The 12035-nt window shown below is 45.4% G+C and carries 9 protein-coding genes; 1 reads left to right on the top strand and 8 read right to left on the bottom strand.

Annotated features, from left to right (window positions below; all coding sequences use genetic code 11):
* Position 1: 1 nt before the first annotated feature.
* The 5 genes from dnaG to dusB all read right to left on the bottom strand — a co-directional run bounded on the left by dnaG (position 2) and on the right by dusB (position 4970).
* On the bottom strand, positions 2-1975 hold the full coding sequence (dnaG, locus tag ABZD21_RS09785) for a DNA primase (RefSeq protein WP_372774795.1): 1974 nt from the start codon (positions 1973-1975) through the stop codon (positions 2-4).
* A 216-nt stretch (positions 1976-2191) separates the two neighbouring features.
* Positions 2192-2944, bottom strand: coding sequence for a sulfite exporter TauE/SafE family protein (locus ABZD21_RS09790; protein WP_372774796.1), 753 nt, complete (start codon positions 2942-2944; stop codon positions 2192-2194).
* Positions 2945-3110: 166 nt separating this feature from the next.
* The gene (locus tag ABZD21_RS09795) at positions 3111-3446 is read right to left on the bottom strand and encodes a hypothetical protein (protein WP_372774797.1); all 336 of its coding nucleotides are present in this window, start codon (positions 3444-3446) and stop codon (positions 3111-3113) included.
* A 130-nt stretch (positions 3447-3576) separates the two neighbouring features.
* The gene (locus ABZD21_RS09800; protein WP_372774798.1) at positions 3577-3960 is read right to left on the bottom strand and encodes a YkvA family protein; all 384 of its coding nucleotides are present in this window, start codon (positions 3958-3960) and stop codon (positions 3577-3579) included.
* The gene (gene dusB, locus ABZD21_RS09805; protein ID WP_372774799.1) at positions 3957-4970 is read right to left on the bottom strand and encodes a tRNA dihydrouridine synthase DusB; all 1014 of its coding nucleotides are present in this window, start codon (positions 4968-4970) and stop codon (positions 3957-3959) included. Before dusB ends, ABZD21_RS09800 begins: the two co-directional genes overlap by 4 nt.
* A 702-nt stretch (positions 4971-5672) precedes the next feature.
* Between dusB and ABZD21_RS09810 the strand changes: the two genes are divergently transcribed.
* On the top strand, positions 5673-6617 hold the full coding sequence (locus ABZD21_RS09810; protein WP_372774800.1) for a lysostaphin resistance A-like protein: 945 nt from the start codon (positions 5673-5675) through the stop codon (positions 6615-6617).
* Here the strand turns inward: ABZD21_RS09810 and ABZD21_RS09815 are convergent.
* The 3 genes from ABZD21_RS09815 to ABZD21_RS09825 form a co-directional block, all read right to left on the bottom strand.
* Positions 6614-7342 (bottom strand): hypothetical protein, encoded by a 729-nt coding sequence (locus ABZD21_RS09815; RefSeq protein WP_372774801.1) that lies wholly within the window; start codon positions 7340-7342, stop codon positions 6614-6616. The genes ABZD21_RS09810 and ABZD21_RS09815 overlap by 4 nt on opposite strands.
* Positions 7343-7516: 174 nt before the next feature.
* Entirely contained in the window at positions 7517-8509 is a 993-nt protein-coding gene (gene nadA, locus ABZD21_RS09820; RefSeq protein ID WP_372774802.1) for a quinolinate synthase NadA, read from the bottom strand.
* Positions 8510-8689: 180 nt separating this feature from the next.
* On the bottom strand, positions 8690-11911 hold the full coding sequence (locus ABZD21_RS09825) for a glycoside hydrolase family 2 TIM barrel-domain containing protein (protein ID WP_372774803.1): 3222 nt from the start codon (positions 11909-11911) through the stop codon (positions 8690-8692).
* Positions 11912-12035: the final 124 nt, after the last annotated feature.

Raw genomic sequence — 12035 nt, forward strand, 5'->3', positions numbered from 1 at the left:
TTTAAAGGATGGTACGGTTGCCTAGCTGTTCACTCAGGTCTTTGGCTACCTTTTTTAAATTGATATGTTGGTTTTGGCAGTCCATTACAGCGTCCCAGTTTCCGGTAGCTGCAGCTGACTGTATTTGTTTTTCAAGCTCTTTTAGCATAAAACGAACCTTGCTGAGTTTGTATTCCTGAACAATTTTTGGAACCAGCAGATCCAGTATTTCATGTTCTTCCTCGACAAAAGCGCCGCCTTTTTTCCAGCGTTTACTTTCAATGTATTTGTCGGCCAGTAAATCGGTTGCCAGTTGGCTGATTTGCGGGTCGCTGTGGTGAATAAAGAATGGAGCCGGTTTAAAAGCCGGATTGTCGAGGTTCTCAGCAAATAAATCGAGTACCCGGTTTATTAAGTCATTGTCGGAGCTTAACCCGTCGTTGTCAATCTCTTCCAACACAAATTGCCCTACCGACAGGCTGATTGGCTCACCGTTCTCGTCTTCTTCCTCAAATACTTCTTCATGGAAATATTTTAGCATGATGCGGATAATTTCGCGCTCTTCAATCTCGCAGGTATACTGAGATTTAACAGCAGCTACCTGAGGTTTTTGATTGTGTTGTTCAGGGTCGAAATCAGGATCGAAGGGGTTTTGGTGGTTGTCCCGATAGCTTTTCTTTTGAAGATCCTCGGTTTGTTTTTGAATGATTTTTCGAACCTGATCGTAAAGAACTTCTTCCTGAACATCCATTAGCCGGCTGCAATCCTGAATATAGATTGACCGGGTGATGGCATCGGGAACAATGGCGATGGACCGGACGATGTCGTTCACCAAACGGGATTTTTCAATCGGGTCGTTGTTTGCACCCTTCATCAGCAGTTTGGTTTTGAATCGAATAAAGTCGGTTTCGTTTTCGGCGATGTAGGCTGTTAACTGACTGGAACTCATCGATCGAGAGAATGAATCGGGATCTTCGCCATCGGGAAGCAGCAGTACTTTTACGTTGATGCCTTCTTCAAGAACCAGGTCGATTCCTCGCAGCGAAGCTTTAATCCCGGCAGCATCGCCATCGTAAATAATGGTAATGTTGGGAGTGAAGCGTTTGATGAGCCGAATTTGGTCGTGTGTGAGCGCTGTTCCCGATGAAGCCACAACATTTTCAATGCCAGCCTGATGCATCGAAAGCACATCCGTGTATCCTTCAACCAGATAACATTTATCCAGTCGGGTAATGTCGCGTTTTGCCTGGTAAATTCCGTACAATACCCGACTTTTATGGTAGATCTCCGACTCGGGCGAGTTGAGGTATTTCGCGATGTTTTTATCACTTTTAAGTGTTCGGCCGCCAAAGGCGATTACCCGGCCGGCCACATTGTGAATCGGGAACATTACCCGTCCGGCAAAACGATCGCGCACCCAGTCGTCGCGCTTAATTGTGAGCCCCGATTTCTCGAGGAACTCCATTTTGTAGCCCTGTTTTTGGGCATTCTGGGAGAAAATGTCCTTTCCGTCGGGGCAAAAGCCGAGGTCGAATTTTTTAATGATCTCGTCCCGAATTCCCCGTTCACGAAGATAGCTGAGCCCAACGCTCCGGCCTTCAATTTCCTCATTCAGGTATCGGCTGAAATACTTTTGCGCGTAAGCCGACACGATCATCATGCTTTCGCGATCGTCTTTTTGCTTGATTTGTTCCGGAGTTTCTTCCTCCTCCTTTACATCGATACTGTACTTCTTCGCCAGCCACTTTAGCGCTTCTGGATAGCTGAGCGACTCGTGCTCCATGATGAAATTGACCGCATTACCGCCTTTGCCGCAACCAAAGCACTTGAAAATACCCTTGGCCGGCGATACCGTGAACGATGGAGTTTTTTCGTTGTGAAAAGGGCAGTTTCCGAGCATGTTTACCCCTCGGCGTTTGAGGGTTACAAACTCGCCAACTACCTCCGAAATCTCGGCGGCATCAATAATTCGATCTATCGTATACTGGTCAATCATGTGTTACAAAAGTAGCAAAAAATGGCGCTTTTTTGGGAGCAAAAATCGGGTTGCAGTCGCTTTTTGGGCCGGTGGCCGATCAATTTTAGTGCATCGTTCGTGGCGGTTCTCTACCTGAGCTGGTTGGGGCTGAATTTGCTTCAAATTTAGTTATGAACATTTAAATACATGGCTGTATGTAGAGGAGGCTTTTGAGCCTTGTTGCTACGTTCAAAACTACACCAGCAACAAAAATGCGGATAGTGCTGTGATGATAATAACCGCTGAGCGATAGACTTTTTCGGGAAGTACTTTTACCAGTTTAATCCCCAGCATGGCTCCAAGCGCAATAGCCGGAAGGGTTACTAGATCGATTGTCAGCGATTGCCAGCTAATTGTTTTCCATACGAAAATATGCAACGGAAATTTAAAATAGTTTACAATGAGGAAAAACCAGGCTGAGGTGCCAATGAAATTATTTTTCGGCAAGTGAATGGCTAGCAGGTAGATGGCAAATATGGGGCCGGCCACATTACCAATCATGGTAGCAAATCCCCCCAGAACACCCATCGATGCTGCAAACCACCATTGGTCGGGAAAGAACTGTTTCCCCTTTTTGCGATCGTGCCACAGCATAATTCCGATGCACAGAAACACCAAAATGGCGATGATGTCTTTAAATTGCTCATCGTTGACAATTTCACCCACCCAAAGAGCCAGACCAATTCCAACAAAAGCCCAGGGGATAATTTTCCACAAATACGACCATTCGGCATGCCTTCTGTAGTATAACACCCCAAACAGATCGGCGATCATCAAAATGGGCAGCAAAACTCCGGTTGACTGTTTTCCTCCGAAGATGATGGCCAAAACGGGAACGACGATCATGGATACGCCCGGAACGCCAACTTTGGACATGCCGATGAGCATGGCACAAAAGGCCATGAGGAGCCACTGAATGAGGTTGAGGTCGAAAAGGTGAAATTCCATGCCGTTTGTTTGGTTGCATCAAAGTTAAAAAAGAAGACCAAACTAAGTCCGATCTTCCTTCTCAATTAAACATTTCACACCAACAAGTGTCGAAAATGCACCTTGCTTAAAGTGTTTTATCTTGTTGATTGTCAAATTTAGCGGGGGTGGAGCGCTTTCATTCTGCTTATTTGGAAAACCATCTTTTTTTGTCGATTCGCTCCCAATGGCCGGAAATCCATTTCCAACCTCGCGGAACCTCTTTCCAGTAGCCGGGAGCCCAAGTGTAGTCTTCTTTTGATGGAACCCAGCCCGGAACGACCCAAACATAGATTTTGTGCTCGCGCGACCAAATCCAGTGGCCCGGAATTAGCACATAGCCTAGTCCCGGTTTTGGCGGTGGTATCATATACTGGGCAGGTGGTTGCGGCTTTTGTGCGACAGTAACCTGCGCGCTACTATTTTGGCTGCTCAAAAGCCAGCTTGATAAACAAAGGAACAGGATTAGCGTTGCTTTTTTCATTGGTGTTGAAAATTGATACCGAAAAAGTTACAGCCCAAAAATAATGCCACAATCTGTTCATCGAATGTCGTTTTAATTTCGGTTGGGGATGGCCTGATAACGGGGGCGCAAATTGATTGGTGTGAGGGGATTAGAACACTTTTTGTTCCAGATCGTGAATGTCCTTTTTGCTCAGATTTTTAAACAGGCGCTGTAGTTGCTGTGTGGCTTTCACTTTAATTTCGGGAGTGATGTGATCGCTAATTTGGTTGAGGGCAAAAATAAGCACGCCGAGATCGTCGCTGAATCCGACCAATGGCGCCAGATCGGGTATTGCATCGGTTGGTAAAATGAAATAGCCCAAGGCAGCAGTAATGGTGATCTTCGCCGTTAACGGAACCAAGGGATCTTTCATCAAATAATAGAGTAGCAGTGCAGCATAAACAACCTTAGCGCCTGCCAGTTCGGCAACCTGCTGCAATTTCTCTTTGAACGATATTTCGGAGAAGTATTTTTTATATCCCAGATCCGTCATTTTAGTCTAATGTCTGTATAATCAACCCTCAAGTCGCCATAGAGTTCAATTATTTCATTCATTATTTTGTCGAGCTCGTCGACTTGTGTTGCCTGAAGCATTTTGATTCGGTGAGTCCGGAAGTTTGGAACGCCCGGGAAATAACGCGCGAAATGCCGGCGCATCATCAGAATCGCACTCAGCGGGTTGCCTTTCCAGTCGGCAGTTATTCGGAGTTGCTCCTGCATGTGGTGGACAATTTCGGTAACAGTAGGAGGCGGCAGTAACTCGCCGGTTTTCAGGTAGTGTTTAATTTCGTTGAAAATCCACGGACGACCAATAGCCCCGCGGCCAATCATCAAGCCATCAACGCCTGTTTGCTTTAGTAATTCAGCCGCTTTTTCGGGCCCGTTGATGTCGCCATTGCCAATAATGGGAATGTGGATGTGCGGACTGTTTTTAACTTCGCCAATAAGCGTCCAGTCGGCTTCGCCGCTATATAGCTGGCTGCGCGTTCGTCCGTGAATAGCCAGAGCCGCAATTCCAACATCTTGCAGGCGTTCGGCAACTTCAAGTATTACTTTCGAGTTTTCGTCCCAGCCCAAACGGGTTTTGGCGGTAACGGGCAACGACACATTTTTGACCACTTCGGCGGCCATTTGTTGCATCTTTGGTAGATCTTGCAAAAGCGCTGAACAGGCTCCTTTTCTTACAATCTTTTTCATTGGACAACCAAAGTTGAGATCGATAAAATCCGGTTTCAGCTCCTCGGCAATGCGAGCTGCGTTGGCCATCGATTCAACATCGTAGCCGTATATTTGAATGGCAATCGGGCGATCCTCATCCGAAAGCTCCATTTTCATCCGTGTTTTTTCCACCTCCCGGATGAGTGCCTCCGACGACACAAATTCGGTGTACATTACATCAACGCCATTCAACTTACAAATGCGTCGAAACGATTTGTAGGTTACATCCTCCATCGGCGCCAAAAAAAGTGGCGTCCCTTCCAGCTCAATTGATCCAATCTTCACGTTTTCAAAAATTTATTTCGGGGCAAAGATAGTCGATTATCGCATTCGGCGAAAGTAGCCAATACCAGGGCGTTTATCGGGCTGATTTTCATTGCGATTTCTCTGGATGGCAAAACTTGTGGGTGAAGCTGATTCCTACGTTGAAGTGTTGCCTGCAGGATCAGCGCGAATTTCTTTCTAAAAAATATTTTCCTAAAAGAAGTTAATAGTGAAACAACCGATTTAAAAATGGCGTAATTTTCATTCGGATATTTGGAGTGAGTTTATCGTTAAGTTAGAACTAATTTTTAAAAAATAAAGGTTATGGCAAAAACACCGGAAGTAAAGAAAAGCGTCAAAAAAGAAGCCACAAAGTCGTTGAAAGAAAAGCGACTGGAGAAAAAGGAAAAGAAAGCGAATAAGCCAAAGGCCTAATCGATTTCCATAAATAAACGCTTAAACGATGCTCTATGTCAGACATGGAGCATCGTTTTTTTATGGCTCATAGCAGGCGGGCTTTAGAACTAAAATGCCCGGATAGATTGTCAAATCCTATGTTCGTGCTCAATTTAACTCATCCTGTCGGTGGGGAATCTAGCCCAAACTACCTCGGTCTTGTTTTAAGCTGTTTGGGTGAATGTGTTTTGCTGGTTTTGGCCTTTTCGGGCTGGAGAATTTGTATTCGGCAAGCTTTCCCTATATTTGGATTCTAAACTAACGTATATGCTTTTTACTGCTTTTCAGGAGATGCGATCGGGGTCTCAATTTATCATGGCTTTATTCGTCATTCTGGTGTCTGTGCTGGCAGTCATGGTGTTGTCGGTTTTTGCTGCTATTCCGTTTTTTGGGTTCGATGGATTTTTAGCTGTGTCAAGTGCAGCCGATCTGGATAACCCGGATCACATTTTTGTATTGAAATACATTCAAACGATGCAGTCAATAGGCATGTTTGTACTCCCTCCATTTGTTATTGGATGGCTGTTCGCGGGCGATTCTCTGAAGTATTTGTCAATGAAGAGGCCCGTTCGTGGGCGCCTGTTGCTGATGGGGATTCTTGGATTGTTGGTTAGCACGCCCTTTATCACAGTCGTTGGCTATCTGAATCAGGAAATGACCTTTCCTAACTGGCTTTCGGGGGTTGAACAGTGGATGCGGGGCATGGAAGATCAAGCCGAAATGACGATTGAGAAGTTTATCGAAGTGCAGAGTACTGGCGGGTTGATGTTCAATCTGTTTATGATTGCTGTTATTCCGGCTTTAGGCGAGGAGTTTTTGTTTCGGGGTGTGATTCAGCAAATATTCACCAAGATGGCGCGAAACTATCATGTCGGCATCTGGGTTTCTGCTTTCCTGTTCAGCGCATTGCATTTGCAGTTTTTTGGTTTTGTACCTCGCTTGTTACTGGGTGCTTTGTTTGGCTATTTCCTGGTGTATAGCGGATCGATCTGGGTTCCGGTAGCCGCCCATTTTATTAATAATACCATTGGAGTGCTGAGTTTGCACGCAGCCCGAAACGGACAATCCGGTTTGGAAAAAGTTGTCGACCCGGATTTTTCGGCCGGCATATCCTTCTATTGGCCGGTTGCGCTTGTGAGCCTTCTGGTTACCATTCGGTTAGTCTATCTGATGAAAAAGCGTTTGAATGTAGTCCCTGCCGGTTTGGATTAAAAGAGATTTGCCTGAAGTTTTTCGGCTTCAATTTTTTTAAGTTCCGACGGACGATAGACGTAGGTTACACCGTAATCGGCTGCTTTTTCTCGTTTTATGTCTTCTGAAAGAGTACTGAACTTTTGTTCTATCTCGTTCCATACGAGCTGAATCAGTGCGTCAGCCTCGTCGCGAACCTGAATCATTTGTTCCGAAGCCCGGTTGGTAATATTTTGAAGCATCTTTTGGTTGCGGTAGGCTTCGACAAAAAAATCGAAATGCACTTTTACCAAGGCGATTGACGGGCTGTAGATTGGGCTTCCACCTTTCATGCATCGTTGGTGTTCCCCGTTAATAATTCGTTCGCCCCATTCAAGAACATCTTTTTCCAGATTCATAGCCGGAATTCGCTGCGAATCTACCTCGAGGCCATAGAACGCCCGAACTTCGGGTTTCATTTCTTCCCGAATAACAGCAAAAGTAAGGACTTGTGCAAAGTGGGTTAAATAGAGTTTTGCTTTTTTGAAAATTTCGCCGTATTCACGCGACTTGTCAAACTGATTTTGCTTCGCATTATTTAGCTGACGGATTGCTCCGGAAAGTCTTGGGTAAATTGATTGGAGTTTCTCTAAGCTCAGGTAGCTGAAAGCCAAGTCATTGTAGGGGACGCGTTTCCCTTTTTCCAATGCGGTCTCAATGGCACGCATTCTGGCCTGATCTGTATTTGGCAACCTTCGGTACGGCATAATCGCAAATTTTTCTGATATCACGAAGTTACGAAATCAGACAGGGGCCTTGGATTAGTCGTAAAAAAACTAATTAACAAACTGCTGTTCAAAACCCGTTGTTTTCCATGTGTTTACGTTCTTACTTAGACATAAGCAAGAATATTGGCTTGTAAATAAGGATGTTCTTGTCGCTTATTTGGAGATTTCGAGCATCCTGAAAATTGGCTTTTGGGCTTCTCTAATGATGTTCTCAGGAAGTTGAATTTCAGGTTGTTCGTGTTTTAAACAGATGTAAAGTTTTTGTAAGCTGTTCAGTTTCATGTAGGAACAATCGTTGCAGGCGCAAGTTGAATCGTTTGATGGTGCCGGGATAAAGATTTTGTCAGGGCAAGCTTTCTTCATTTGGTGCAAAATGCCACTTTCAGTTGCCACGATAAACTTTTTAGCCGGGCTGTCTTGTACGTATTGTAAAAGCGATGCAGTCGACCCAATATGTTTGGCGACTAAAAGTACCGGTTTTTCACATTCAGGATGCGCGATGAATTCTGCGTCCTTATGTTGATCCATCAAATCGATAATTTTCTCAAGCGAGTATTGCTCGTGTACCATGCAGGCGCCATCCCAAAGCACCATATCGCGGCCGGTCAGGCCGTTGAGGTAGTTTCCCAAATTTTTATCGGGAGCAAAAATAAGCTTGGTATCTTTGGGGAAGCTATTCACAATTTTAACAGCGTTGGATGAGGTGCAAACCACATCGGTAACCGTTTTAAGGTCGGCCGTACAGTTGATATACGAAATAACCTTGTGGTCGGGGTAGTTGGCCTTGAAAGCTTTGAATTTCTCGATAGGTGCAGATTCGGCCAACGAACAGCCCGCTTTTAGGTCGGGTAGAATTACTTTTTTCGTTGGGTTGATAATTTTGGCGGTTTCGGCCATAAAATGCACTCCGACAAAAACAATCAGGTCAGCTTCTGTTTTTTCAGCAGCCTGGGCCAATTGTAAACTATCGCCAACGAAATCGGCAATGTCCTGCAAGTCGGCGTCCACGTAAAAATGGCTCAGGATGACAGCATTCTTTTCCTTCTTCAAGCGGTTAATTTCATCAACCAATTTCAGAGTCGGATCAATTGGTTCAACAATATGCCCGTTTTGCTCTAACATCACTTGTATCTGTTCTCTTTCCATGTTGCTAATTTCTTTGCTGAAAAAATGTGGGCGCAAAATTACGAATTCCTATTAAAAAAACACGTAAACATCTGAAATGTTTTCCGGTGCATTGTGTTCATTTGATTGTGTTTCGGATTCGTTAGGGGTAAAAAAGCCCCGATCGGAACCGATCGGGGCTGCCTGTGGTGAATGTTAATTTTACTTGAAAAGCTGTTTGGCCAATTCGTTTTTATTGTCTGATTTGATGATAGGTCGTATACGAAAGGAGTAGGTATACGATTTCTCAGTCAGTCGGTATTCCGGGTGAGTTAAAGCCCCCCAACTGGTGTCGCCGCCAACTCCCATTTGTTTATAATTGAGGTTGATTGAGGTTAGATCGCGTTCTTTCACGTCGGTTGTGTGCCGGTTTACAGCTTTCACGCCAGCTGCCTGACGGCCGTCGGTACGTTCCGGCGATTCAAAATCTTCCATGATGTTATGGTGAGCGCTAATCTCAAACAACGGTTCGCCAACGAACAGCAGGCCGATCCCTTCGGCGTTGGTGATGCTTGCCCAGCGAACATCGGTTTTATTGCCGTTTTCCTGTGGGCGAACATAGGCGAAATACTGGTCGGCTACTGAGCCGCTGTAAAGGCCAACAAAGGCCGCTGTTTTGCGATCCTGGTAGCTTTCGTGTGGCCCGCGACCCAGCCAGCTCATTTGGTCGAACGTACGTGGCATCACCATGTTCATCCCAATCAGCGGAATTTCGGGTAGCTGATCCGCTGTCATTTCGAAGGCGTTTCTTACGTTGATATCGCCTGATCCGTAAATTGTATAAACAGTCGTGTAATCCGCGACTTTAGCTGATTGGTCTTCGTTCATCAGGTCGAAATAGAAGGTAATTACTGCTTTGTTGTTACCTGCTTTTTGCAAACTGCTTTTTACCAGTTTCGCTTCCTGACCGGCTTTGCGCCATACGCGGGCTCGTTTGTGCAGGTTGTTTCCGTAGTCGTTATCGATCGGTGCCCTCCAAAAGTTTGGAACGAATCCCTCCTGAATTAATTCGGTTTCCGCACTTTTCAGGCTACTTAAAAGACCCCGTTGAGTGTCGAAAAAAGCGGTGAAATTTTCACCTTTAATCTCAATGCCTTGCTCGCCTTCACTGATTTCGATGGATGGCAAACTGCTTAAAACGGTTGGTTTAGTTGCTTTATAATCAGGAAGTACGAACTGTTCTGCAGCCAATTCCGTTCCGGCTTCAACTAAACCTTGAGTGGTTTTTGTTTTTGCCGAAAAGTTGATGAAATATTCGACACCAGGCTGATGGTTTTCAATCTGGCAATCGATTTGAATCGTGGCTTTGTCGCCCGGTGATAGATTAAAGTCTTCCAGTTTTCCAGTTTTTACTGCAGCTCCTTCACCGGTAATTGTCCAGCCAAGGTCGAATTCATTCAGATTGGTGAAAGCATATTTATTCTGAATTTCAAACTCTCCTTTATTCAGATTGATCGCTTTGAATCCGATATTTTGATAGACTTTTTTCACCTCGAGAAGTTGTGGTTTTACGCCGCGATCCGGGTCAACGAGCCCGTTGATACAGAAGTTGCCGTCGGAAGGAACCGTATCCGGGCCAAAGTCGCCACCATACGCCCAGTATTTTTCACCGGCCTCGTTGGTGGTTAACAGTCCCTGGTCAACCCAGTCCCAGATACAACCACCTTGCAGAATGTCGTAGCTTTCAATTAAATCCCAATAGTCCTGCAGGTTTCCGACACTATTTCCCATGGCATGCGCATATTCACACTGGATCATCGGTTTTTGAGGATTTCCGTCGGCATACTCCTTCATTCTTTCCATTCGGGCATACATTGGGCAGTTGATGTCGGTGTTGTCGCCGCCATGGGCTTGTTCGTACTGAACAGGCCGGCTTTGGTCGGCTGTTTTCAGGAAGTTGTAGGTTGCATTGAAATTGATCCCGTTTCCGGCTTCGTTACCCAGCGACCAGATAATGACTGACGGTTGGTTTTTGTCGCGCTCGAACATGTTTTGAGTGCGATACAGGTGTGCCGGCCCCCAGATGCTGTCTTTGGCCAACGATTCCGGTCCGTAGCCCATTCCGTGCGATTCAATGTTCGCTTCATCAATCAGGTAGAGCCCGTATTTGTTGCAGAGTTTGTACCATGCTTCGGGTTCCGGGTAGTGCGATGTGCGTACTGTGTTGATGTTGTGTGTTTTCATGAGCTGAATGTCTTTCAGCATAGTCTCTTCATCCTGCACCTGACCGGTGATGTGGTTGTGTTCGTGCAGGTTTACTCCTTTTACATAAATGGCTTTGCCGTTCACCATCAGTTGTTTGTTCTTAATTTCGATGGTACGGAAACCTACATCCTGTTTCAGGGCTTCAATGGTTGAACCATCCTCTTTTTGCAGACTGATTAGCAGCGAGTAAAGATTTGGATGTTCAGCGCTCCAGTGGTTTATGTTTTCGAGTGTTTCGCTCAGACTGATTATCGCTTTGCCTTCGGCGAAGGTGATGGGAGCTTCCATTGTTTTCAGTATTTGATCACCATCCAGCAAATCGGCTTTCAATTTTAAACCTGAAACGGAGGGATCCAGATTGAGCACTTCTGCGCTGACGGTTAGCAACCCATTCCGGTAGTTTTCGTCCAAGGGTGAGCTAACCCGGAAGTCGCGGATGTATTGCTTTTGACGAGCTATGAGATAAATGTCGCGCGTGATCCCGCTTAAGCGCCAGAAGTCCTGATCTTCGAGGTAGCTTGCATCGCACCACCGGTGTATTTCCACCGCTAATCGGTTGCGACCGCTTTTCAAATAAGGTGTAAGGTTGAATTCGGCCGGAGTTTTGCTGTCTTCGCTGTAGCCAACAAACTGCTCATTCACCCAAACCTGTACGTTTGAGCTTGCCGCGCCAATGTGCAGGAATACTTCTTTTGACTTCCAGTCGGAAGAAATCTCAAAGTCGCGTTTGTAAGATCCCACCGGATTGAAATCTTCCGGTATAAAAGGCGGATTGACCTTGAAGGGATACTTTACGTTGGTATAAATCGGATAGTCGAAGCCTTGTCGTTGCCAGTTTGAAGGCACTTCAATTTCGCTCCAATCGCTGATGTTGTAATCATTCTTGAAGAACCAGTAGGGACGTTCGCTCAGGTTTTGAGCAAGATGAAATTTCCAGATTCCGTTTAATGACTCGATGAACGGGGATGACCAGATGTCATCGATTTTAGCCTGTTCTTCGGATGCATACGGAATAAACGAAGCCCGCGGAGCTTCTTTGTTGATTTGTACAATGGTTGGATCGACCCAAGGTTTTGGACTTGCTTCCTCGAAAGGAACATTTTCGTACTTGCTTGTGCAGCTCGACGCGATAGACAGAACTATCGAAATTAGAAATAAGAATACGAATGACTGTTTCATAGTTTATTAAGTAGTTTAATCACCTCAACTGGTTGGTACAGGTGGGTATGTAAAAAACGGCAAAAAACTTATGAAATGCAAATGGATTTTGACGTGTACAAACGGTAAATTTCCAGTCATTTAT

Source organism: Mangrovibacterium sp. (assembly GCF_041596335.1).
Classification (GTDB): Bacteria; Bacteroidota; Bacteroidia; order Bacteroidales; family Prolixibacteraceae; genus Mangrovibacterium.

What these genes read in the sequence shown, in the direction of transcription:
- dnaG (WP_372774795.1), bottom strand. Translation starts at nt 1,975, where the DNA reads ATGATTGACCAGTATACGATAGATCGAATTATTGATGCCGCCGAGATT.
- ABZD21_RS09790 (WP_372774796.1), bottom strand. Translation starts at nt 2,944, where the DNA reads ATGGAATTTCACCTTTTCGACCTCAACCTCATTCAGTGGCTCCTCATG.
- ABZD21_RS09795 (WP_372774797.1), bottom strand. Translation starts at nt 3,446, where the DNA reads ATGAAAAAAGCAACGCTAATCCTGTTCCTTTGTTTATCAAGCTGGCTT.
- ABZD21_RS09800 (WP_372774798.1), bottom strand. Translation starts at nt 3,960, where the DNA reads ATGACGGATCTGGGATATAAAAAATACTTCTCCGAAATATCGTTCAAA.
- ABZD21_RS09810 (WP_372774800.1), top strand. Translation starts at nt 5,673, where the DNA reads ATGCTTTTTACTGCTTTTCAGGAGATGCGATCGGGGTCTCAATTTATC.
- ABZD21_RS09815 (WP_372774801.1), bottom strand. Translation starts at nt 7,342, where the DNA reads ATGCCGTACCGAAGGTTGCCAAATACAGATCAGGCCAGAATGCGTGCC.
- nadA (WP_372774802.1), bottom strand. Translation starts at nt 8,509, where the DNA reads ATGGAAAGAGAACAGATACAAGTGATGTTAGAGCAAAACGGGCATATT.
- ABZD21_RS09825 (WP_372774803.1), bottom strand. Translation starts at nt 11,911, where the DNA reads ATGAAACAGTCATTCGTATTCTTATTTCTAATTTCGATAGTTCTGTCT.